A 24150-nucleotide genomic window follows, 5' to 3' on the forward strand; every position below is an offset into this window, starting at 1 on the left:
TGACACCTCAACCGGTTACAAGTGCGGCCACCGCACGATGGTTCCACGCCTCGGCATCCGCCGTCACCAGCCACCGGTCAGCCTGACGCCGATCGTCCGGGGCGGGCCGACCAGATAGGAGAAATAGCTCGTCGCCGTGGTGTTGCCGGGCGAGGTCGTAAACTCCTGACCGAACAGCGGCACGACGTCGAACAGGTTGGTGACGAACAGATCGACGCCAACGCCGCGCGCGTTTCGTAAACCGGCCGAAGCATCCACCAGCGTATAGGCCGGTCGCGGCAGCACCTCGCCCTCGCCGAACCCGCTGTTGCTCGATCCGACATGCCGGACCGCGGCGAACAGCGTGCCGCGCCACCTGTTTGACAACGCGACATCGTAATCGCCACGCGCATTCCAGGTCCAGCGCGGCACGTCCAGCACGCGCGATCCTGCCGGCAGCAAGAGGTTGGGCACGTCGTTGCGATAGGTCGCGTCGGTGAACGCACCCCCCGCGTGCAGGTCGAGCCCGTCAAACGGCATGACGGATATTTCGAGTTCACCGCCGCGGCTGCGCACGCGCCCGGCGTTGACCGTGAAGGAGATGGTCGTGGCGTTGTTGATTCCGCACGCCGTCTGGAACGCCTGCTGATAGTCCTTCCAGTCGATCGCATAGGCCGCCGCATCGATCCGCACGCGGCCGCCCCACAGGCTGCTCTTGGCGCCCACTTCGTAATTGTCGGTCCGGTCGCTGCGATAAGGCGGCGGCACGTCGGGAATGCCCGCGGCACGTCGTTCCGCGGGCGAGCAGATGCTGTCGGTGACCGGTGCGTTGACACCGCCCGTCCGAAAGCCCTGCGCATAGCTGGCGTACAGCGTCGCGGCCTGGCCAGGCGCGTAGCTGAGCGTGGCGCGCGGCGTGATGCCATGCTCGCGGTTGCGCTCGTCATAGGCATAAGCGAGATCGCCGCCGCTCACCCCGCCGATGCCGAACCGCCGGTTGGCCTCGCGTTGCCGATAGCCGAACAACCGCGCGCCCGCGGCGATCCTGATGTGCGGCGCGACGGCGTAGGTCAGTTCACCGAACGCCGCGATTTCTTGCTCGCGAAAGCGAACCGCGCTGTCCTGGATGACGGGCGGGCTGCTGGCGCCGAGCGGCAGCGGCGCGGCGACGCCGAACAAATCCGCCACCGTGATCGTGCGGCCGGATCGCTGGCGGAGATCGCGGTAGAAGCCGCCAAGCACATATTGCCAGGGCCCTGTCCCGTCGGAGACCGCGCGGACTTCCTGCGTGAACTGCTTCGTTCGCCCGACATCGACCAGCGGCGTCGGAAACAACCGGCCGCCGGGCGCAGGGCCGACGATCTGCTCGACGATCGGAGAATCGAACGCGGTGACGTCGAACGACAGGCTGTTGCGCCGGTCGAGAAAGGACGAATTCGACGACAGCGTCAGGCCGCCGAACGCGTCGAAGGTATTCTCGATTAACAGCGAGCCGATCGCAAACCGGTCCTTCGCGAACGTATCCGCGTACCGCGCCTTCAGCCGCGCACGCTTGCCGAAGGTCGCGTCGCTGTGCGGTCGATCGGCGTTGCTGAAACCATCCTGCCAGACCAGCGACGGCGTGATCGTGAGCGTCGGCGTCGCGGTCCAGCGCAGCGCGGCCCGGACGAACCCGGTGCGCGCCCAGTTCACGTCCTTGCGCACCGCTGCCGTCCCGCCGTTTTCGGTCAGGTTGCCGGTGACAGGGCGGAGATCGTCGATCCAGCCGCCCTGGCGGACGATCCCGCCCACGACGCGCAGCGCCAGCGTGTCGGCGATGATCGGCAGGTTCAGCATCGCCTTCGCTTCCCAACTCGTGCCGCCGTCCCTGATCGTCGACGCGCCCGCTTCGCCCCGGGTAGCGATCCGCGACGCGTCGGGCTGGTTGGTGACGATCCGCACGATCCCGCCCAGCGTCGACGAGCCGTACAGAACGCCCTGCGGTCCGCGCAGCACCTCGACGCGTGCGATGTCGAACGATTGTGGGTCGGGTTGTGAGAAGCCGCGGAGTGTGCGGGTCTGCAATTGCGTCTCGTCGAGATAGAGTCCGGTCGTCGGCGACTGGACGAACCCGACCCCGCCGATGCCGCGCAGGATGTACTGGGAATTGCCGAGCCCGGTGGTGGCGAAGGCGACGCCTGGCACCGCATCGGCGATCCGTGAGAAATCCGGCGTGTCGAGGCGGCCGAGCAGGCCGGGCGAAAGGGTCGTGACGCTGGCCGGCACGTCCCGGACGATCTGCGGCCGCTTCTGCGCGGTCACGACGATCTCGGCCTGGCGAAGGACGGTTCCTTCGGCATCGGTGGCCGGTCGCGGTGTGGGGGGCGCCGCGACCTGCGCGGGTGCGGGAACGACGAAGAACAGGCAGGGCAAGCAGGCCCCCGCCAGAAGATGGGATCGGATCATGGAAAGGCCTTCGACCCGCGCGGCGGAACGCCCACGCGTTTGAACGGGAGCCGCGTCCGCCAGGAACGCGGGATCGATCGGTCAAAGGAGGGTCGGCGGACCTCTCAAGGGTGGGCGCAGGCGCTCCCATGCGATGCCGGGCGGCAGCACCCGTCGTGCGAGGCCCATGGCCATCACGAAGACGATCAGGGCGGCAAGCTGGAGCGGATCGGTCGCGCTCAAGGCGGCGGCCGACAGGCCGGAAAAGGCGCACGGCATGTCGGCCTTGCCGCGATCGTCCGTCTTGCCGTGATCGGGCATGTCGCCGTGCATGCCCGGCATTGCGGCCGCTGCGGCGGGGGTCGCAATCCCCGGGCAGATCGTGATCGTGAAATGCCCGGGCGCACGGTCGATCATATAGCCGCCGGGAACCAGCAGCTTGAGCAGCAGCGTCGCCGCGCAGATCAGGATCGCGAGCCGGCGTTGCGCAAGAAGGTGCCGAACGGCATGCACGCGACATGACTAGCTTTGCAGGAACGGCGTGTCACCCGAACATTCCGCGGCTGTCGACCACCGATTTGGCGACACCGCGCCTCAGCCGTACAGCACGCTGAGCGACCGGCGACGGCCCCCGACGAAGGATGACAGAGATGCGCGTGCTCATGATCGGACTGGGGGACATCGCCCGCAAAGCCTATCTTCCGGTCCTGTCGCGGCGATCCGATCTCGATATCCACCTCGCCACCCGCAACCAATCGGTTCTGGATGAGGTCGGTCGCTCGTTCCGGATCGCGCATCGACACACCAGCACGGTCGCGGCGCTGTCCGCGAGCACGTTCGACGCCGCCTTCGTCCACACGGCCACCCCCGCGCACGCCGAACTCGTCGAGCTTCTTCTCGGCCGGAATATTCCTACCTTCGTCGACAAGCCGCTTGCCGACAATCTCGGCGAGGTGGAGGCGCTCGTCGCGCTGGCACGGGATCGCGCCACCCCGCTTGCCGTGGGCTTCAACCGGCGGTTCGCGCCCGATTATGTCGCGCTGCGGGCCGTCGATGCCAGCCTGATCGTCATGGAAAAGCACCGCCACCGACAGCCCGACGTCGCCCGCCGCGTGGTGTTCGACGATTTCATCCACGTCGCCGATACGCTGCTGTCGCTCGCGCCCGCGCGGGTGCGACGCCGCACGATCGAGACGCATGTCGTGCAGGGCATGCTGCACGCGATCACGCTCACGCTGGCGGGCGACGGCTTCACGGCGATCGGCACGATGCATCGCGACGGCGGGCTCGACGAGGAACGGCTCGACGTCATCGGCGGCGGCGTGCGCCGGACCGTCCTGAACCTCGCGGATCGCATCGAGTCGAGCGGGATGACGACGGTGCGCCGTCGCGGTGACTGGGTTTCTGTCGGGCAACAGCGAGGTTTCGAGGCGATGTGCGACGACTTCCTGCTAGCAGCGCGCGAGCGCCGGCCCGTCGACGCCCCCGCGCTGCTGGCGACGCACGAGATTTGCGAGGCCATCGTCCGCCACGCCGAAGCGTGAGCATTGCCGTGCCAGCCAGGAGGGACGACGCCATCCAGGGGCTAGTCAGTGTCCCGTCCTCGCTTTAGTCGATCGTCACCGTGAAGATCGCGATCATCGATACCAGCACCACGCGCGCCGCGATCATCTCGGATGGGTTGCGCGAAGCCGGGCTCGTCGATCTGGTGGTGATCGATCCCGCCGGGCCGCTGGTCGCGCAGGTCGAGGCGAGCGCGCCCGAGGTGGTGCTCATCAATCTCGAAAACCCCAGCCGCGATTTGCTGGAGGATTTCTTCGCGATGTCGCGTGCGCTGGCGCGGCCGATCGCGATGTTCGTCGACCAGTCCGACGCGCAGACGACGATGGCGGCGGTCGATGCGGGCGTGTCGGCCTATGTCGTCGACGGGCTGGCCAAGCAGCGGATCAAGCCGGTGCTCGATCTCGCGATCCGCCGCTTTCAGGCGTTCTCGCGGTTGCAGACCGAATTGGCCGAGGCGAAATCGGCGCTGGCCGACCGGCAGACGATCGACCGCGCCAAGGCGATCCTGATGAAGCGGCGCGGGCTGGACGAACCCGCCGCCTATGCGCTGCTGCGCGGCCATGCGATGAAGTCGAACCGCCGGATCGCCGAGGTGGCGGAGGCGATCGTGACCAGCGAAGCGCTGATGGGAGACCTGCCATGAGCGCCGAGACCTTCCGCATCGGCTTCGTGCCTTTGGTCGATGCCGCATTGCCGATCCTCGCGCACGAACTGGGCTTCGCCGCCGCCGAGGGCGTGCGGATCGAGCTGATGCGCGACGTGACCTGGGCGACGGTGCGCGACCGCTTGCTCTACGGCCATACTGATGCCGCGCATCTGGTCGCGCCGCTCGCGATCTCGACCGCGCTGGGGCGTGATAGACCGGCGGTGGCGCTGACCGTGCCGTTCGTGCTGGGGCTGAACGGTAATGCGATCACCTTCTCGACCGCGCTGGGCGAGGCGTGCGGGCTGGGCGACTCACTCGGCGATCCGATCGCGCTCGGCGCGGCGCTCAAGCAGGTGGCGGCGCAGCGGCGGGCGGCGGGGCGTCCGCTGCGCTTCGGGGTGGTGCATCGCTACTCCAGCCACAATTACATGCTGCGTTACTGGCTGGCGGGGGTCGGCATCCGCCCCGACGATGACGTGGCGATCACCGTCACCAGCCCGACCTTCGCCGCCGATGCGCTGGCGGCGGGCGAGGTCGACGGCATTTGCGTCGGCGAGCCGTGGAACGCGATCGCGGTCGATCGCGGCGTCGGCCGGATCGCGCTGGCGACCGCGCAGATCTGGCGGCGCGGGGTGGAGAAGGTGCTGGCGCTGCGCTCCGACACCGCCGCCGAACGGCCCGAGGCGCTCGCCGCGCTGCTGCGTGCGCTCCACGCCGCCGCCGAATATTTCGTCCGCCCCGACACCGTCCAGAACAGTGCCGCGCTGCTCGCGCGGCCCGAATATTGCGACGCGCCGGTGGAGGCGATCCTGCGTGCGATCACCGACCGCATCCGCGTGACGCCGGGCAGCGCGCCGATCGCCTATCCCGACTTCATGTTCCAGTACCGCGAGGCCGCCAACTTCCCGTGGCGCAGTCAGGCGGCGTGGCTCTATGCACAGATGGTGCGCTGGGACGGGTTGCGCTTCTCCGCGGCGGATGCCGCAACCGCGCAATCGGTGTTCCGCCCCGACCTGTACCGCGCCGCGCTGGCCGGATCGGGTGCGCCACTGCCCAACGCCAGTTCCAAGCTTGAGGGTGCGCTCGATGCGCCGATCGGCGCGGGATCGACGCAGGGGCGGTTGCTGCTGGGGCAGGATCGCTTCTTCGACGGCCGTGCCTTCGATCCCGACGATATCGCCGGCTATCTGGCGCAGCTTCCGTAACGCCGCTGATGCTGCGGATGCGAAGGGGACTTGCATCGCCGCCGCGAATCAGGCAGCTTTACATTCGTCGGGCAATGATGCCGGACACGAGATAGCAGCGACACGCCTCTCCAACGCCGGGGAGGTCCACGCTGGCGGAGCAGGGCGACAGCGCCCCGCATCCGTACCGAGGCAACGACGCCGCCAGGACGCACCCGCAAGGGTCGCCGTCCTGGCGGCTTTTTCTGTTTGGAGCACGGGCGATGGCGACGGCGTTCTGGGATCGCGGGCAAGAAGGGGGGAAGCAGGCGGCGGCGGGCGGCTTCTGGGCGAGCGGGCATAGCCCGACGCTGATCGCCGCCTTCCTCTATTTCGATCTCGCCTTCATGGTGTGGGTGCTGCTGGGGCCGCTCGCGCCGGACATCGCCGCGGCGCTGGGGCTCAGCCCGGCGCAGAAGGGGCTGATGGTCGCGGTGCCGACGCTGGCGGGGGCGGGGCTGCGCGTCGTCAACGGGCTGCTGGTCGACCGGCTCGGGCCGAAGCGCTCGGGGGCGATCAGCCAGTTGATCGTGATCTTCGGCCTGCTCGCGGCGTGGATGCTCGGCGTGACCAGCTTCGCGGGGACGCTGGCGCTGGGCGTGATCCTCGGCTTTGCCGGCGCGAGCTTCGCGATCGCGCTGCCGCTCGCCAGCCGCTGGTATCCGCCCGAGCATCAGGGCAAGGCGATGGGGCTGGCCGGCATGGGCAATTCGGGCACGGTGCTCGCCGCGCTGTTCGCGCCCGCGCTGGCGGGGCTGTACGGCTGGAACGCGGTGCTGGGGCTCGCCTGCATCCCGCTGACGATCGTGTTCCTCGTCTACATGGCGCTCGCCAAGGACGCGCCGGGCGCGCCCGCGCCGAAGCGGCTGGCCGAATATCTCGCGCCGCTGCGGCAGGCGGATGCGTGGTGGCTGATGGCCTTTTACGCGGTGACGTTCGGCGGCTTCGTCGGGCTGGCGGCGAGCCTGCCGATCTATTTCACCGATCGCTTCGCGCTGAGCACGGTCCATGCCGGCTATGCGACCGCCGCCTGCGTGTTCGCCGGATCGCTGGTGCGGCCGATGGGCGGCGCGCTGGCGGACCGTATCGGCGGGGTACGCACGTTGAGCGTCGTGTTCCTGCTCGCCGCGCTTGCGCTGCTCGGGGTCAGCCTCGCCGGGACGTTCGTCGCCGCGCTGGCGTGCTTCGTCGCGGCGATGCTGGCGCTGGGGGTCGGCAATGGCGCCGTGTTCCAGCTCGTGCCGCAGCGGTTCGCCGCCGAGATCGGGGTGATGACCGGGCTGGTCGGCATGGCTGGCGGGGTGGGCGGCTTCTATCTCGCCTCGTCGCTGGGCCTTGCCAAGCAATGGACCGGCAGCTTCGCGCCCGGCTTCCTGATCTTCGCCACGCTCGCGCTCGTCGCGCTGGCTGGGCTCACGATCGTCAAGCGCGGCTGGCGCGCACGCTGGGGCACCGCCGCCGGCGTGCGGATCTGATCCACCGGATACGGACAGGACAAGCATATGAAACACGAACCCATCCGCATCGGCGAGGCCGACACCCGGCTGCACATGGTCGTGATCGGCAACGGCATGGCGGGATGCCGCGCGGTCGAGGAACTGCTGGCGCGCGACCCGACCCGCTACCGCATCACGATCGTCGGTGCCGAGCATCACGTGAACTACAACCGCATCATGCTGTCGCCGGTGCTGGCGGGCGAGAAGACCTTCGACGAGATCGTCATCAACGACCACGACTGGTATGCCGACAACGGCATCACGTTGCTGGCAGGCGATCCGGTGATCGCGATCGACCGCGCGGCGCGCACCGTCACGACGCGCGGCGGGATCACGATGGACTATGACCGGCTGCTGATCGCGACCGGCTCCGATCCGTTCATCATCCCGGTGCCGGGCAGGGATCTGCCGGGCGTGATCGGCTTCCGCGACATGAACGATGTCGGCGCGATGCTCGCGGCCGCCGAAAAGGGCGGACGCGCGGTGGTGATCGGTGGCGGTCTGCTCGGCCTCGAAGCCGCGCACGGCCTCGCGCTGCGCGGGATGACCGTCACGGTGCTGCACCTGATGCCGACCTTGCTCGAACGCCAGCTCGACGAGGCGGCGGCGTGGCTGCTGCGCACCGCGCTGGAGGCGCGCGGGCAGACGATCCTGACCGGCGCGGACACCGCGGCGATCCTCGGGGACGCGCATGTCACGGGCGTGCAGCTGAAGGATGGGACCGAACTGCCGGCCGATCTGGTGGTGATGGCGGTCGGCATCCGCCCGTCGGTGGCGCTGGCGCGTGACGCCGGGCTGGACGTCGGGCGCGGGATCAAGGTCGACGACCATATGGTCACCTCCGACCCGAACGTGCTCGCGGTCGGCGAGTGCGTCGAGCATGACGGGCAGGTCTATGGCCTCGTCGCGCCGTTGTGGGACATGTGCCGCGCGTTGGCGGACGGGCTGGTCGAACAGCCGAGCGGCTATCGCCCCGCGCCGACCGCGACCAAGCTGAAGGTCGCGGGGCTCGATGTTTTCTCGGCGGGCGATTTCTCGGGCGGCGACGGCGCGGAGGACATCGTGCTGCGCGACGCCAGCCGCGGCATCTACAAGCGCGTCGTGGTGCGCGCCGACCGGATCGTCGGCGCGGTGCTGTACGGCGATACTGCCGACGGCAATTGGTACTTCGACCTGTTGAAGAAGGGCGAGGATATCGCGGCGATCCGCGACGCGCTGATCTTCGGTCAGGCCTTCGCCTCGGGAGGGGGGCAGGCGGACCCTAAGGCGGCCGTTGCGGCGCTTTCCGACGGGGCGGAAATCTGCGGCTGCAACGGCGTGTCCAAGGGCAAGGTGCTGGCGTGCATCGACGGCGGCGCACACAGCCTCGACGCGGTGCGCAGCGGGTGCAAGGCCTCGGCGAGCTGCGGGTCGTGCACCGGGATCGTCGAAAGCCTGCTGGCGCTACGGCTCGGCGGCGAGGTCGAGACCGGGCCGAAAACGATGTGCAAATGCACAAGCTTCGGTCACGACGACGTGCGCCGCGAGATCGTCGCGCAGGGGATGCGCGCGATCCCCGAGGTGATGCAGAAGCTGCACTGGTCGACCCCGGACGGTTGTTCGTCGTGCCGGCCGGCGCTCAATTACTATCTGCTCTGCGCGCTGCCCGGTGAGTATGTCGACGATCAGCAGAGCCGCTTCGTCAACGAACGGCTGCACGCCAACATCCAGAAGGACGGCACCTATTCGGTGGTGCCGCGGATGTGGGGCGGCCTGACCTCGCCGAAGGAGCTGCGCGCGATCGCCGACGTGGTCGAGAAGTTCAACGCGCCGATGGTCAAGGTGACCGGCGGGCAGCGGCTCGACATCTTCGGGATCAGGAAGGAGGATCTGCCCGCGGTCTGGGCGGACCTAAACGCCGCGGGAATGGTCAGCGGTCATGCCTATGGCAAGTCGCTGCGCACCGTGAAGACCTGCGTCGGCAGCGAATGGTGCCGGTTCGGCACGCAGGATTCGACCGGGCTGGGCGTGAAGATCGAGCGTGCGACCTGGGGGTCGTGGATGCCGCACAAGTTCAAGATCGCGGTCAGCGGCTGCCCGCGCAATTGCGCCGAGGCGACGATCAAGGATTTCGGGATCGTCTGCGTCGACAGCGGCTACGAACTGCATGTCGGCGGCAATGGCGGGATCAAGGTCCGCGCCACCGACCTGTTGTGCAAGGTCGCGACCGAGGCGGAGGCGATCGAGATGTGCGCCGCCTTCATCCAGCTCTACCGCGAGGAGGCGCGCTATCTGGAGCGCACCGCGCCGTGGATCGAGCGCGTCGGGCTGGCGTACCTCCAGTCGCGGTTGCTGCCCGATGCCGAGGCGCGCGCCGCCCTCGCGGGGCGGTTCTTCTACTCGCAACGCTTCTCGCAGGACGATCCGTGGGCGCAGCGCGTCGCCGGCGCCGAGCGCGAGCATCATGCGCCGATGGCGCGCTTCCAGCCGCAGGAGGAACTGGCATGATTGGCGAATGGCTCGACATCGGGCGCGTCGACGAGATCCCGCTGCGCGGCAGCCGGACAGTCCAGGTCGCAGGGGGCGACGATATCGCGGTGTTCCGCACCGGCGAGAGCCAGGTCTTCGCGCTGCTGGACCGCTGCCCGCACAAGCACGGGCGGCTGTCGCAGGGGATCGTGCATGGCGGCGCGGTGGCGTGTCCGCTGCACAATTGGCGGATCTCGCTGTCGACCGGCGAAGCGCTGGGCGAGGATCGCGGCTGCACGCCGGTGGTGCCGGTGAAGGTGACCGCCGGACGCGTGCTGATCTGCCGCGCCAGCACGCTGAAGGCGGCGGCGTGAGCGGGGGTGTAACAAGGCCCTCTCCCCGTTGGGGAGAGGGTTGGGTGAGGGGAAGGTGCCTCGCAGAGAGGGCGGTTTCGGTGAAACCCCGCCCCTCTCCCAACCCTCTCCCCGGAGGGGAGAGGGCTAGGCGATGATCCGCACCACCTGCGCCTATTGCGGGGTCGGGTGCGGCATCCTCGCCACCCCGACCGGCGATCGCAGCGTCCACATCCAGGGCGACCCCGATCACCCCGCCAACCATGGCCGGCTCTGTTCCAAAGGCACGCACCTCGGCGAGACGGTCGGGCTCGACGGGCGTCTGCTCCACCCGATGATCGGGCAGCGCCGCGCGTCATGGGACAAGGCGCTCGATCTGGTCGCTAAGCGCTTCCGTGACACGGTCGCGCAATATGGCCCGGACAGCGTCGCCTTCTACGTCTCGGGGCAATTGCTGACCGAGGATTATTACGTCGCGAACAAGCTGATGAAGGGCTTCATCGGCAGCGCGAACATCGACACCAATTCGCGGCTGTGCATGTCGAGCGCGGTGGCCGGGCACATGCGCGCGTTCGGCGAGGACGTGGTGCCCGCCAGCTATGCCGACCTCGACGCTGCCGACCTGATCGTGCTGGTCGGGTCGAACACCGCCTGGTGCCACCCGATCGTCTATCAGCGCATCCGCGCGCGCTGCGCGGCGGGCGCCACGCTGGTGGTGATCGACCCGCGCCGCACCGAGACCGCCGAGGAAGCGGACCTGCATCTCGCGATCCGGCCGGGCAGCGACGTCGCGCTGATGAACGGCGCGCTGGCGTGGTGTCGCGATGCCGGAGCGGTCGACGAGCGCTACCTCGCCGATCACGTCAATGTGCCGGACGATTTCTGGGCGGCGCTGGGCGCGGGGCACGACCTGTGGTCGGTGGCGCGCACCTGCGACGTGCCCGCGTCCGAGCTGCGGCGCTTCTACGAACTGCTCGCCGCCACCCCGCGCACCGTGACGATGTTCAGCCAGGGCGTGAACCAGTCGCTGGCCGGCACCGATCAGGTCAATGCGATCCTCAACCTCCACCTCGCCACCGGCCGGATCGGCAAGCCCGGCGCGGCGCCCTTCTCGATCACCGGGCAGCCCAATGCGATGGGCGGGCGCGAGGTGGGCGGGCTGGCGACGACACTGGCGGCGCATCGCGACTTCGCGCCCGAGAACCGCGACGTGGTGCAGCGCTTCTGGGCGTCGCCGACGATCGCGCACAAGCCGGGGCTGAAGGCGGTCGACCTGTTCCGCGCGGTGGGCGAGGGGCGGATCAAGGCTTTGTGGGTGATGGCCACCAACCCCGCCGTATCGATGCCTGACGCGGCGCGCGTGCGCGAGGCGCTGGCCGCGTGCCCGTTCGTGGTCGTCTCGGACGTGATGGCGGACACCGATACGGGCGCGTTCGCGCATGTCCGCCTGCCCGCGGCGGCATGGGGCGAGAAGGACGGCACCGTCACCAACTCGGAACGGATGGTCAGCCGCCAGCGCGCGCTGTTCCCGCTCCCCGGCGAGGCGCGACCCGACTGGTGGATCGTGTCGCAGGTCGGGCGGCGGATGGGGTGGAAGTCGGCCTTCGCCTATGATCGACCCGCCGACATCTGGCGCGAGCATGTGCGGCTGTCGCGCTACGAAAACGACGGCGCGCGCGTGTTCACATTGCCCGCGAGCGGCGGGGGCAATGCCGGTTATGACGATCTCGCGCCGTTCCGCTGGGGCGGGACGCCGTTCGCCGACGGACGCTTCTCGACCGCCGATGGTCGCGCGCGGCTGGTGGCGGTGGCGCAGAAGCCGCTCGCCGCGCCGCTGCCGAAATGGCCGCTGACGCTCAACACCGGGCGCTATCGCGATCACTGGCATACGATGACGCGCACCGGGCTGGCCCCACGGCTGGCGCGGCATCGCGCCGAACCGCTGGTCGAGGTGCATCCCGACGACGCGGCGCGCTTCGGCATCGCCGATGGCGGGCTGGCGCGCGTCGCGACGCCGCAGGGGGAGAGCGTCTATCGCGCCAGCATCGTCACGACGCAGCGCGCGGGCGAGCTGTTCGTCCCGATTCACTGGACCGATCGCACGTCGACCGGCGGCCGCACCGGGCTGCTCCCGCGCCCGCTCGCCGATCCGCATTCCGGGCAGCCGGGGTTCAAGGCGACACCGGCGACGATCGCCGCGGTGGCGACGCGCTGGCGCGGCTTCGCGCTGTTCGCTGGCGAGCCGGCGCGGCGGCCCGACGTGCTGTGGGCTACGCGCGTTGCGGTGCCGGCGGGAACGCTGTGGGAACTGGCCGACGATCGCGCGCCGGACGGGCTCGACGTGCTGCTGCCCGCTGGCGAGCGCGTCGAAGCCGTCGATCCGGCGCGCGGCACGCGTCGCGTTGCGGTGCTGGCCGGCGGGCGGCTGGTCGCTGCCTTGTTCCTCACCGAAAACGGGGAGCTGCCCGCGCGGGACTGGCTGATCGAGCAATTGTCCGCGCCGCTGGCGGCACCGACGGTGCTCGCGGGGCGCGCCCCTGGCATCGCGGTCGAGCGTGGCGCGATCGTCTGCGCCTGCTTCGATCTGGGCATACGGACGATCGTCGCGGCGATCCGCGAACAGCGCCTGACCGACGTCGCCGCAGTGGGTGCCGCGATCGGCGCCGGCACCAATTGCGGCTCCTGCCGCCCCGCACTCGCGCGACTGATTGCCGAGGAGAAGACCGATGCCGCATGACGATTTCCCGCCCGCCAGCGTCTGGCTGGTCGGCGCCGGGCCGGGCGACCCCGAACTGCTGACGCGCAAGGCGGCGCGGCTGATCGCGCAGGCCGATATCGTCTTCTACGATGCGCTGGTCGGCCCCGGCGTCCTCGACCTGATCGCGCCGGGCACCACGCGGATCAGCGTCGGCAAACGATCGGGCCGTCATTCCAGGGATCAGGGCACGATCGATACGCTGATCGTCGCGGCCGCCCTTGAAGGGCACCGGGTGGTGAGGTTGAAGGGGGGCGATCCCGCGATCTTCGCCCGGAGTGCGGAGGAAGTCGCGGCCTGCACCGCGGCGGGCGTGCCGGTGCGGATATGCCCGGGCATCACCGCCGCCAGCGCCGCCGTGGCGAGCGCCGGCGTGAGCCTCAGCCTCCGCGGCCTCGCCCGCCGCGTGGTGTTCGCGACCGCGCACGCCAGGCAGGGCGTGCCGCTCGACATGGACTGGACGACGTTTGCGGCGCCGGATGCGACGCTGGCCATCTACATGGGCCGCGCGGCGGCGGCGACGATCGCACGGCAATTGATCGAGGCGGGGCGATCGCCCGACACGCCGATCCTGATCGTGGTCGACGCGTCCTTGCCGAGCGAGCGGCTCGTTCGCGGGCGGCTGTCGGCGCTGGCGTTTCTCGTCGACGCGATCAGCACCAACGATCCTGCCGTGCTGATCGTCGGCGAAGCCGTCGCCAGCGAGGCGCGAAGGATCGATGCCCTCTCGCGGGCGCAACAAGCCGATGCGTAGTTTGCCCAAGATGCTCCGCACCGGCTTCGCCGCGCCCACGGGTGGATGGCGTCGCTTTCTCACGGCGACCGCGCTGTGCTGCGCCGCCGACCTGCTGTTCGTTCTGGTCGTCCGTAGCTGACCGTTTGGCAGAGCGCCGCGCTGTTCAACGAGCGCACGGCGGCGGCGGTCAGGCCGTCAACTCCTCCCGGACGATCGTCGCCCCGGCGGTGAGCGCGTTCAGCTTGCCGCGCGCGACGGCGCGCGCGAGCGGCGCCATCCCGCAGTTGGTGGCCGGGTAGAGCTTGTCGGCATCGACGAAGCGAAGCGCGTTGCGCAACGTCGCGGCGACCTGTTCCGGCGTCTCGATTGCATCGGTGGCGACGTCGATCGCGCCGACCATCACCTTCTTGCCGCGGACCAGTTCGATCAAATCCATCGGCACGCGCGAATTCTGGCATTCCAGCGAGATGATATCGATCGTCGATTTCTGCAGATTGGGGAAGGTCTGCTCATATTGCCGCCACTCGGCGCCCAGCGTCTTCTTCCAGTCGGTGTTGGCCTTGATGCCATAGCCATAGCAGATGTGGACGGCGGTTTCCGCCTTCAGCCCTTGCGCGGCGCGTTCCAGCGTGGCGATGCCCCAGTCGTTGGCCTCGTCGAAGAACACGTTGAAGGCGGGCTCGTCGAACTGGATGATGTCGACGCCTGCGGCCTCGAGTTCGCGCGCTTCCTCGTTGAGCAGGCAGGCGAATTCCCACCCCAGTTTTTCACGGCTGCGGTAATGGTCGTCGTAGAGCGTGTCGATCATCGTCATCGGGCCGGGCAGCGTCCATTTGATCGGCCGGTCGGTCTGCGCGCGCAGGAAGGCGGCATCGGCGACGAACACCGGGTTCGGCCGCGACACCGCGCCCACCACGGTCGGCACGCTGGCGTCGTAGCGGTTGCGGATCCGCACGACCTTGCGCTTCTCGAAATCGACCCCGCCCAGATGCTCGATGAAGGTGGTGACGAAATGCTGGCGGGTCTGCTCGCCGTCGCCGACGATATGGATGCCGGCCTGACGCTGATCGTCGACCGCCAGCCGCAGCGCGTCCTGCTTGCCCGCGACCAGCTCGTCACCGTCCAGCTTCCACGGCGACCACAGGGTTTCGGGGGTGGCCAGCCATGCGGGCTTGGGCAGGCTGCCCGCGGTGGTCGTCGGCAACAATGTCGTCATGATGCAATACCTTCGTGTCGTTCGTGCTGATCAAAGCCCGCAGGTCGCGGACCAGCGCGCGAGCGTCGCGCCGTGCGGCTTGATGAGATGTTCCTCGGCGAACCGCCCCTGTTCGATCGCCAGCCGGCTGCGCTCCTCGCGGTCGTAGACGATGCGGGTCAGTGAATAGTCCTGATACGCCAGGCTGGGCTGGTACCGTTCGGCGGCGACCGAATTGGCGTTGTAAATTTCCGGCCGGTAGATCTTCTGGAACGTCTCCATCGTGCTGATCGTGCTGGCGAGTTCCAGGTTGCTATAGTCGCCGACCAGATCGCCGATGTGATAGAAGGCAAGCGGCGCGACGCTGTGCGGCGGCATGAAGTATCGCGCCTTCATGCCCATCTTTGCGAAATAGCGGTCGGTCGCGGAAACGCCGTCGTTCCTGTATTCGACGCCCAGGATCGGGTGGACGTTCGCGCTGCGGTGATAGACTTCCTTGCTGGAGACGCTCAGGCAGATGACCGGCGGCTTGGCGAAATGCGCGCGATAGGCGTCGGATCGCAGGAAATGCTTGAACAGATTGCCGTGCAGCTCGCCGAAATGATCGGGCGCGCCGCGGTTCTCCGCGCGTCCGAGATGATCGGGCAACACGACGCTGAAGTCATAGTCGCGGATGTACGACGAGAAATTGTTGCCGACGATGCCGTCGCTACGCTCGCCGCGCTGCTTGTCGACCACCGCAGTGTGCAGGATCTCGATCAGCGGAAACGCCTCCGCCCCCGCGTCGGCATCGATCCGCAACGCGGCGGAGATGATCGTCAGCTCGACCGAATAGCGGTCGCCCGCTGGATTGTCCCAGTGCATCAGCGAGTTGAAGCGATGATCGATCATCGCCAGCGTGTTGCGCAGATTCTCGCGCCGACGTTCGCCGCGCGCCAGATTGGCGAAATTGGTGGTGATGCGCGTGTTGTCCGCGGGGCGATAGTCCTCGTCGAACGGGATGCTGCCGACCGTGAACGTGAAGCCGCTATTCGTCATGACTCACCTGCATGTTGCGGGCAGGGGTCACGGAAGAGCGCGCAAGGCGTGAACAGGGCCGGACGGCAAGCGACCGCGGACCATGCGTCAAGCGCGATCCGCCGGAGGAACCCCCGTCCGAGGAACGTTATCGCGTCGGAGGCAGGTCTCCTGGCTCACGGGTCGACGCAGTGGTTCCGGCCTTCCCGGGCTCAGTGCGGAGCCCAGTGACACGAAAAGGAACCGCCGCTCGCCGCTTACAGTTGCGGGGGCAGCGCCGGACTTTGCCTCGAAAGGCAGCACCGGCTTCCCGTCTTAGCCCCATCGCCATGCCTGGGATGAGGAACCTCGACGCGCCGGTTTGAACACGATCCGCGCACGCCTGTCAACCACGATATAAAGATATCCTTATATCGTTAAATGGAAGTCGGGATCGGGTGGACGCAATATCCGGTTGAGGCGCGCGGACAATCCGCACATGGGGGCGGACAGGGGCGGGGGGATGACGATGAAACGACGTGCTGTGATGCTTGCGCTGACCGGGATGACGCTGTCGGCAGCCGACGCGCCGCCACCGGACTGGGCGGCATTGACGCGGCAGGACGTGCAGGCGTTCCACGATCAGGTCGTGGCGAACCATCCCGGGCCGCTCAACCGGCTCGACCCCGGCTTCACGAAGCGGAACGAGGCGAGCTTCGCACTCGCGCGGCGGCGTGCTGGACAGGTGCGGAGCTACGGCGGCTATATCGGCGCGATGCGCGGCTATGTCGCCAGCTTCAACGACGGGCATCTCGCGCTCGATGTCCACGATGCACAGCCGTTGCCGCTGGCATGGCCGGGGTTCCTGACCGGCTTCGACGAAGCGGGGCGACAGGTGGTGCGGACGCGCGCGGATGACGTCGACCTGCCGCTCGGCGCGCAGCTGGAAAGCTGCGACGGCGTGGCGGCGGAGACGCTCGCCGCGCGCAACGTCGGCGCGTTCCGGGGACGGTGGCAGTTGCTCAGCCAACGTGCGACGAACGGCGGACGCTTGTTCATCGACGCGGGCAATCCGTTCATCACCCGGCCGACGCGCTGTCGTTTCTCGGTCGAGGGAAAGGTGCGGGACGTCGCGCTGGCGTGGCGTCCGTTGTCCGATGCCGCGTTTCAGGAGCGGTTCGCCGCCACCGCGCCGCGCGCGCGCCCCGATTTCGCGTCGCGCACCCTCGCTGACGGAACGCGCTGGTACACGATGCCCAGCTTCGACGGCGATCCGGCGGGCGACGCTGCCAGGGCGCTGGCCCCGATGATCGCCGCGATGAAGCGCGATCGCGCCGTCGTGACGACGGCCCCCCGCATCGTGCTGGATCTGCGCGGCAATGGCGGCGGGTCGTCGGACTGGTCGCAACAGATCGCCGCCGTGCTGTGGGGGCAGGCGGCGGCCGACGCGCAAGAAGCGGAGGCGACCACGGTCGATTGGCGCGCGTCGCCGGGCAATTTGGCCGCGATGCAAAAGTACCGCGCCGATCTGACCGCGTCCGCCGATGTCTCGCCCGACGCGAAAGCATGGGTCGAGCGGGTCGCGACCGGACTGTTCGATGCGATCGCCCGACGGCAGCCGCTGTGGCGCGAGCCGGACACCGCACCACCCGCGCGCGCGTCCACGACCGTCGCCCCGGAGACGGTACCGACCGCCAAGGTGTATGTGCTCACCGATTGGGGCTGCGCATCGGCATGCCTCGATGCGGTCGATCTTTGGACCGCGCTCGGCGCGGTGCAGGTCGGGCAGGAGACGAGCGCGGACTCGCTCTACATGGACGTGCGCTCGATCCCGTTGCCCAGCGGCTTTGCGGATGCGGTGGTGCCGATGAAGGTCTATCGCGGGCGCAAGCGCGGGTCGAACGTGCCTGCGACGCCGCGCCATGCGTATCGTGGCGACATGCGCGACACCGCGGCGCTGGAACGGTGGATCGCCGCGCTGCCGTGACTCGGGACGCCCTTACTGCGTGTCGCCGCCACCGACGACGAAGCTGGTGAAGTAAGCGCCGTCGACGGTGCCGCGATAGCCGTCGCCTTGAAGCTGCCGGTTCACCGCAGTGACGATACGGGCGAGCATCTGCGCTTTGCCGGCGTCGCTCATTGCGGTGTCCTGCGGCATGTCGGCGAGCGCCATCAGGATCGCCGAGCGCAGCGCCGGATCGTCATTCTTCAGTGCGTCTCTGGTCGCGGCATCGTGCGTCGACAGCGACACGCCCGCGTCGATCACCGCATCGGTATCCTTGATGTTGAGGACGATGTCCGGGTCGAAGGTATAGTAAAGCGGCTGCGCTTGCCGGGCCTGAACGGCGGGCGCGGCGGGCGCATCCGCCTCGGCGCGGCGCGCATCCCGTTCGAGCGTGTTCGCCACCCCGTCGCGCTGCATCCAGATCCCGAGCGCGATGCCGGCGACCGCGAGGATCAGCGCCGCCGCGAGTGCCGCGATAAGTTTCTTGTTGAGCGCCACAACCGTTCCCGCAACCACCTGATGCAACGGGATAGTCCGACAAGCCTTGCGATTGCGCTAACCGGTCGATCAAAAGGATGGGCCCGTCCGATCGGTGGCCGGATCGTAGTCGTCAGGCTGCACGAGAAACAGGCCGGCGGATCGGTATCGAAGACGTTGTTCACGCTCACGAGCGTTACTGTCTTAGTATCGGCGGCAAAGGACTGTTGAGCGCATCGCTTACCTTGCGCGGACCCGTGCCGGCCGACGCGTGCGACAGACGTTGGCGACCGCGGCGAGCGTGAACAGCGAACCGATGGCATAGCCGGCAATGACGATCATGGGGGACTCCGATCGCGTAAGTGATGGCGATCGGTGTAGAATCAGACGGTTAACAATCCGGCTACCCTGTCGATAAAGTCACAGCCAGACGCGCGCGATCCCTCACGGCCGGGGCGGGATCTGCATCCCGCCCCGCACCGCTCGACCATTCGGCTCAGGCCAGCGCCAGCCGCGCCGTGGTCGCCACACGCCGCCGCCGCAGCGCGCTGCCGACCACGCCGAAGCCGAGGATCATCATCGCCCAGGTCGCGGGTTCGGGAACCGCGGGCGTCACGATCGGGCTGAACGAATCGCGGAACTCCCAGCTGACGATGTCATGCGTGCTGGCCGCCGCGCCGGTCGCCGAGGTGAAGCCGACGAAGGCGGTGGTGGTGCCCAGCACGTCGGCGAGGTTCACGTTGTAGCTGAGGTTGGCGAGGATCGGACGGATGCCGTCGGCGGCATAGCGCACGTCCAGCTTGCCGGTGGTGCCGTCGTAATCGACCCACGAGGTGATGTCCTTGCCGCCGTCGAGCTGGAAGGGCAGGTTCTTGTCCAGCACCACCGAGCTGAGGCTGCCGCCCAGATCGATGCCGATATGGTTGTCGCTGAAGTCGTCGCCGGGGCCATTGTCCCAGGTGTCGAATTCGATGCCCAAGGTGTTGGCGATCCCCTGATAGCCCATGCCCCCGCCCGAGCCGCCGACGGTGTTCGACAGCGTCTGGATCGCGAAGACCAGCCCATCGGCACCGCCGTTGTAATTGTTGGCGATGTTGAAGGTGAAGCGCGTGCTGAAGCCGTAATCGGCGCTCAGCGTGCGCGGCAGCAGGCTGAACGCCGACCCCGCCTGACCGATGCCCGACGGGGTCAGCCGCAGCACGTCGCGGGTGCCGTCGTTGGTCGCCTGTGCCGATCCGTTCAGCTTCAGTCCGTTGGTGTTCGAGAAGTCGTTGTACACGATCGATTGCGCCTGTGCGCCGGTCGCCGCGGCCATCAACAGGCCCGCCGCCATCATCATCGTCTTCATGCCATTTCCCCTGTTCTGCGTCATGTCACGCGGTCGGATCGAACGACGCCGGTTCGCGCGCGGCCCGGCAGCAGCGTCGGGCAACGATCGCATCGGCATCGCCTTACTCTCCGTTCGATCCCGGCGACGTACGCAGTTACGTCGTGGGCACGCCCACCCGCCGTTCGGGACGACACGTTGTCGCAGCGGCGATGCGCGCCGTCGTCCCGATTTCCGCCAGCAACGTCTCACCGACCGACAGTAAGGAAGTGCTATTTTACACTATGCCCCGATTTGATACAGGTCGGGTGGAGGGCAGACGATGCTGATCGATCGCTGGTCAACGCTTGCTGTTCCGCGGCCGGCGCGCTTCGACGTCATGCGTGACATGCTGATGCAGGGGGCGATCCCGATCCGTCTGGAGCGCGACGGGCTGGACCGCGACGGCGGGTTCATCGCCCATGTCGAAGTGCACGGTTTCGCCGGAGGCGTGGGGATGGTGCGCAATCTGGGGCAGGCGGCATCGGGCGTGCGCGGCGCGGCGGAGATCGCGCGCGGCGCACCCGATTGCCTGTGGGCGATCCGCTACCGCCGGACGTCCGGGCGGATCGCGCTGAACGGACGCGAGATCGAGGTGCGCCCCGGCGACATCGTCTACGGCGATTGCGGGGTGGCGGTGTCGGCCAGCGGCAGCCCGTTCGTGGATTTCGATCAATGGGTGTTCCCCGCCGGGCTGCTCCGCGACTTGCTGGCGCGTCCCGACAGCGATCCGGTGGGGATCATCCGCCACACCACGCCGCTTGGCCGGCTGGCGAGCGACTATCTCGCGCATCTGCCCGCCGCGCTCGACATGGTGTCGCCGGATGACGCCTGTTCGCTGATGCGGCATGTGGCGACGCTGATCGCGCTCGATCGCGGGCTGTCGGCGGATGCCGGCGAGGTGGCGCAGGCGTCGCTCGGCGACCTGCGGCTGCGCGAGATCGTCCGCTACATCGACAAGCATTGCGCCGATCCGCGGCTGACCCCGCGATCGATCGCCCAAGCGCAGGGATTGTCGGAACGCGCGCTCCAGCGCTTGTTCGAGCGGACGGGCAAAAGCTGTGCGCGGGTGCTGCTGGAGGCGCGGTTGAACGCAGCACAGGCGTTGCTGCGACAGCGGCCGGCAGGGACGATTGCCGACGTCGCGTTCGCCTGCGGCTTCGACAGCCTGTCATCCTTCTACCGCAACTTCCGTGCGCACTTCGGCCATGCGCCGGGGGATCTGCTGTAAGCGACGTGCCGACAAGCGTTCCGCAACCACGGGGTGCGCATCGAGGATCGGCTTAACCGGCACGATCGCTCGCGCCTGCGGCGTGTCGGAGACCATCGCCTTGTGCCAAAACGAATTAATAATTCAAGTTGACATATAAACTGCTCCATCCGTAGATTGGCCTTACCAAACAGGCAGGCCAATCAAATCGCGCATCAGCCGCGAGGTCGACCGGATACAGGGGGCGCGAGCCCCGAAAAGGGAGGGGAATTCAATGAGGTTCGCTGCACGTCAGCATCGGTCGTTCGGTGCCATGCTACTCGCCGCCACGATGCTGGCCGGCACCCCGGCTTTCGCGCAGCAGGCCGAACCCGCGGCCAACCCGCCGACCCCGACCGTGGCGACCCCCGCCAACCCCGATCAGACCACCGCCGCCGATCCGCAGTCGCAGCCGGAGGCGATCCCGCAGCCGGAGGGCGATATCGTCGTCACTGGCTTCCGCCAGAGCTACGCCGATGCGATCCGGTCGAAGCGCAACGACATCGCGATCACCGACGGCATTTCGTCGGACGGCCTCGGCCGCTTCCCGGACCTGAACGTCGGTGAAGCGTTGCAGCGCGTCCCCGGCGTCCAGATCAACCGCGAGGCCGAGGGGCGCAACGCGACGATCAACCTGCGCGGCCTGCCCGGCGAATATGCGCGGCTGACGCTCAACGGCGTCGCCTTCGCCGAACCGATCCTGACCGAAGCCGCGCCGCTCGGCGCGTTCAACGCCGATATCTTCAGCGCGATTGTAATCGACAAATCGCCGCTCGCCAATGCGCAGTCAGGCGGATTGTCAGGCAACGTCGATCTTCAGATCGCGCCCGCGCTCAGCCGCAAGGAAGGCGGCTTCACCAAGGCGGCGCTGGAATACAACCAGCTTGGCGACAAGTTCGCCCCCGCCGCCACCGTCGGCTACAATCACCTGTTCTCCGACAGCTTCGGCGTGTTCGCGGTGCTGGCGTACAAGAAAGAGAACTTCCGCCGCGATACGGTGCAGTTCAACAGCTATTCCAGCTTCTCCGCCGCACAGGCGCAGGCCAATGCCAGCACGCTTGGCAGCTATTATGCGAAATCGGCCGCCTGCCCATCGTGCACCGGCGCGACCTCGACCAGCGGCGTGCTCTACAACTCGCAGTTGCGCCAATATTCGCGGCTCAACCCCGGTGACCTCTACACCGGGGCGGCAGGCGCGGAATGGAAGCCCGACGATCGCACCCGCGTCAGCCTGACCGGTTTCTACACCGATCGTCGTCTGCCCAAGACGATGCAGTACATCTCGATCATCAGCCAGAACGACGCCAGCTTCCTGACGCCGACCTCCGCGCCGGTGAAGCTGGACGACGGCCGCTATGTCGTCACCGATTACGACTTCACCAACCCCGATGCGCGCGCCTCGACCCGCCGGCTCGGCATCCGCCAGAGCAGCTGGGGGATCAACGGCAAGGCGGAATGGAGCGACGATTCCTGGCGGCTGTCGACCATCCTGACCGCTTCGCGCGCGAACAACCGCTCGGAAGAAACCTCGATCGACTTCGACCGGCTCCAGACGTCGTCCGGCAATGGCGGCAGCGGCACGCTGCGCACCGGCGCGGGCGATGTCGGCGACATGTATTATGCGCTCGCGCCGCAGCCGCTGATCACCAGCGCGGTGCCGACGTGGATCTGGGGCGGCCTGTCCGATCCGACCCAATATTATAACTCCTCGACCACCTCGGCGCGCACCAACCGCTTCCAGTTGACCGGCACGCAAAGCTATGCCGAGAACCAGCTGCTAGCGTACCAGTGGGACGTCGAGCGGACGTTCCAGGACAGCGTCATCAGCGGCATCCAGACCGGCTTCCGTTTCGAACACAACAAGTTCATCTCGCAGGGCTACCGCACCTCGGGCTTCGGGCTCCAGACGCAGAATATCGACGGCTCGTTCGTGCAGACCGCGCCGGTCGCCGGTGATTTCTTCGGGGGCAAGCTGGGGACGTACAGCACCAACTGGCAGGCGACGCGCTTCGATTACGCGCTGTCGAAGTTGCTGCCCGTCACGCTCTATCCGGGCGGCGCGCTGTCGCCGGCGGGGTTCAACATCCGCTACAACGACAACAATTACGCGCTGTATAATTTCACCAACCAGACCGACATCGCCTCGGGCTATGCGCAGGCGAAATATGCCTTCGACATCGGCGGCATCCGCATCCGCGGCAACGGCGGCCTGCGCTACGAATATGCGCGCAATACCATAGATGCGCTCGATCGCATCTCGCTGACCGGCACGATCGGCTCGCCCGCCGATTTCCGCACGAACACCTACAAGCAGAGCTACGGCAAGCTGCTGCCGTCGTTCATCGTCGTCGCCGACCTGACCGAGAAGCTGTTGCTGCGCGGTGCCGCCTATCGCACCTATGTGCGTCCGCAGCCGCGCCAATTCACGCCCTCGACGATCGTCGGCAATCCGATCAACGGCGTCTATTCGCTGACGCTCGGCAACCCCGATCTGAAGCCGTATGAAGCGACGTCGTTCGATGCCTCGCTCGAATGGTACAACCGCCCGAACGGCATCATCTCGGTCGCGGCTTTCCAGAAGCGGATTACCGGGCTGATCGCGCAGATCACCGATCCGACCCGCCTGTGCCCCGCCGACGGCGCGGCGCTGGGCCTCGGCAATTTGCGCGTCAACGGCGATCGCTGCGAAAGCGACCAGATCTACACCGGCGGCGCGGTGCCGACGCCGTTCCTCGTCACCGCCGCGGGCTTCGTCAATCAGGACAATCCGGTCACGGTGCGCGGTCTGGAGTTCAACCTCCAGCAGTCGCTCGATTTCCTGCCCGGCGCGCTGCGCCATCTGGGCGGCGGCTTCAACTATGCCTTCACCGGGATCAGCGGCAAGACCGCGACCGGCGCCGACGCGACGCTGCCGGGTGTGTCGAAGCATAACGCCAATGTCATCGGCTATTACGAAACCGATGCCGGCGGCATTCGCCTCGTCTACAACATCCGCAGCAAATACGATCTCGCCTCGGCCGGTACCTTCACCGGCGCGGCGCGGCAGGTGAAGGCACGCGGGCAGCTCGATCTGTCGGCGTCGGCGAACCTCAGCGACACCGTGTCGCTGTCGTTCGACGCCTACAACCTGACCAACGCGATCCGCATCGAATATGAGAACGATCCGCGGCTGATCCGTCGCGCCGATTATGACGGCCGCACCTTTACCGTCACCGCGCGTGCCACTTTCTAGGTCCCTT

18 protein-coding genes and 1 riboswitch are annotated in these 24150 nt (G+C 67.9%); of the genes, 12 read left to right on the forward strand and 6 right to left on the reverse strand.

Annotation, left to right across the window (positions count from 1 at the left end; genetic code table 11):
• Positions 1-63 precede the first annotated feature (63 nt).
• Positions 64-2424, reverse strand: coding sequence for a TonB-dependent receptor (locus tag SPHPH_RS0100915; RefSeq protein WP_081668421.1), 2361 nt, complete (start codon positions 2422-2424; stop codon positions 64-66).
• A gap of 81 nt (positions 2425-2505) precedes the next feature.
• A complete protein-coding gene (locus SPHPH_RS0100920; protein WP_028965011.1) occupies positions 2506-2916 on the reverse strand; it encodes a hypothetical protein in 411 nt (136 codons plus the stop codon).
• A 137-nt stretch (positions 2917-3053) separates the two neighbouring features.
• Here SPHPH_RS0100920 and SPHPH_RS0100925 point away from each other — a divergent pair, with 137 nt between their 5' ends.
• The 9 genes from SPHPH_RS0100925 to SPHPH_RS21635 all read left to right on the forward strand — a co-directional run bounded on the left by SPHPH_RS0100925 (position 3054) and on the right by SPHPH_RS21635 (position 13762).
• On the forward strand, positions 3054-3947 hold the full coding sequence (locus SPHPH_RS0100925; RefSeq protein WP_028965012.1) for a Gfo/Idh/MocA family protein: 894 nt from the start codon (positions 3054-3056) through the stop codon (positions 3945-3947).
• A gap of 80 nt (positions 3948-4027) precedes the next feature.
• Complete coding sequence (locus SPHPH_RS0100930; RefSeq protein ID WP_028965013.1) at positions 4028-4609, forward strand: ANTAR domain-containing response regulator; 582 nt, start codon at positions 4028-4030, stop codon at positions 4607-4609.
• Positions 4606-5817 (forward strand): ABC transporter substrate-binding protein, encoded by a 1212-nt coding sequence (locus SPHPH_RS0100935; protein WP_028965014.1) that lies wholly within the window; start codon positions 4606-4608, stop codon positions 5815-5817. Before SPHPH_RS0100930 ends, SPHPH_RS0100935 begins: the two co-directional genes overlap by 4 nt.
• 242 nt (positions 5818-6059) lie before the next feature.
• Entirely contained in the window at positions 6060-7310 is a 1251-nt protein-coding gene (locus tag SPHPH_RS0100940) for a nitrate/nitrite transporter (RefSeq protein ID WP_028965015.1), read from the forward strand.
• Between the two features lie 27 nt (positions 7311-7337).
• Positions 7338-9818: a nitrite reductase large subunit NirB gene (gene nirB, locus SPHPH_RS0100945; protein ID WP_028965016.1), complete on the forward strand. Its 2481-nt coding sequence runs from the start codon at positions 7338-7340 to the stop codon at positions 9816-9818.
• On the forward strand, positions 9815-10153 hold the full coding sequence (gene nirD / locus SPHPH_RS0100950; protein ID WP_028965017.1) for a nitrite reductase small subunit NirD: 339 nt from the start codon (positions 9815-9817) through the stop codon (positions 10151-10153). Before nirB ends, nirD begins: the two co-directional genes overlap by 4 nt.
• Positions 10154-10286: 133 nt before the next feature.
• A complete protein-coding gene (locus SPHPH_RS0100955) occupies positions 10287-12869 on the forward strand; it encodes a nitrate reductase (protein ID WP_028965018.1) in 2583 nt (860 codons plus the stop codon).
• Positions 12859-13641: a uroporphyrinogen-III C-methyltransferase gene (gene cobA, locus SPHPH_RS0100960; RefSeq protein ID WP_028965019.1), complete on the forward strand. Its 783-nt coding sequence runs from the start codon at positions 12859-12861 to the stop codon at positions 13639-13641. Before SPHPH_RS0100955 ends, cobA begins: the two co-directional genes overlap by 11 nt.
• Positions 13634-13762, forward strand: a complete 129-nt coding sequence (locus SPHPH_RS21635; RefSeq protein ID WP_272944230.1) for a hypothetical protein — start codon at positions 13634-13636, stop codon at positions 13760-13762. The genes cobA and SPHPH_RS21635 overlap by 8 nt, the downstream gene beginning before the upstream one ends.
• Positions 13763-13810: 48 nt before the next feature.
• Here SPHPH_RS21635 and SPHPH_RS0100970 read toward each other — a convergent pair whose 3' ends face one another.
• Positions 13811-14839, reverse strand: coding sequence for a methionine synthase (locus tag SPHPH_RS0100970; protein WP_028965020.1), 1029 nt, complete (start codon positions 14837-14839; stop codon positions 13811-13813).
• 30 nt (positions 14840-14869) lie between these two features.
• Positions 14870-15856, reverse strand: a complete 987-nt coding sequence (locus tag SPHPH_RS0100975; RefSeq protein WP_028965021.1) for a DUF1852 domain-containing protein — start codon at positions 15854-15856, stop codon at positions 14870-14872.
• Positions 15857-15979: 123 nt separating this feature from the next.
• A riboswitch (cobalamin riboswitch) is annotated at positions 15980-16200 on the reverse strand.
• 143 nt (positions 16201-16343) lie between these two features.
• Between SPHPH_RS0100975 and SPHPH_RS0100980 the strand changes: the two genes are divergently transcribed.
• Complete coding sequence (locus SPHPH_RS0100980; RefSeq protein ID WP_238302794.1) at positions 16344-17801, forward strand: S41 family peptidase; 1458 nt, start codon at positions 16344-16346, stop codon at positions 17799-17801.
• Positions 17802-17813: 12 nt separating this feature from the next.
• Here SPHPH_RS0100980 and SPHPH_RS0100985 read toward each other — a convergent pair whose 3' ends face one another.
• Positions 17814-18335, reverse strand: coding sequence for a flagellar basal body-associated FliL family protein (locus SPHPH_RS0100985; RefSeq protein ID WP_238303250.1), 522 nt, complete (start codon positions 18333-18335; stop codon positions 17814-17816).
• 457 nt (positions 18336-18792) lie between these two features.
• Positions 18793-19644, reverse strand: coding sequence for a lectin-like domain-containing protein (locus SPHPH_RS21505; RefSeq protein WP_051272763.1), 852 nt, complete (start codon positions 19642-19644; stop codon positions 18793-18795).
• Between the two features lie 301 nt (positions 19645-19945).
• Here SPHPH_RS21505 and SPHPH_RS20315 point away from each other — a divergent pair, with 301 nt between their 5' ends.
• Positions 19946-20893 carry an AraC family transcriptional regulator gene (locus SPHPH_RS20315; protein WP_051272764.1) on the forward strand — a complete coding sequence of 316 codons (948 nt, stop codon included), beginning with the start codon at positions 19946-19948 and terminating at the stop codon, positions 20891-20893.
• A gap of 253 nt (positions 20894-21146) precedes the next feature.
• Positions 21147-24143: a TonB-dependent receptor gene (locus SPHPH_RS0101005; RefSeq protein WP_028965025.1), complete on the forward strand. Its 2997-nt coding sequence runs from the start codon at positions 21147-21149 to the stop codon at positions 24141-24143.
• Positions 24144-24150: the final 7 nt, after the last annotated feature.

It is taken from the genome of Sphingomonas phyllosphaerae FA2, assembly GCF_000427645.1.
Lineage (GTDB): Bacteria > Pseudomonadota > Alphaproteobacteria > Sphingomonadales > Sphingomonadaceae > Sphingomonas > Sphingomonas phyllosphaerae.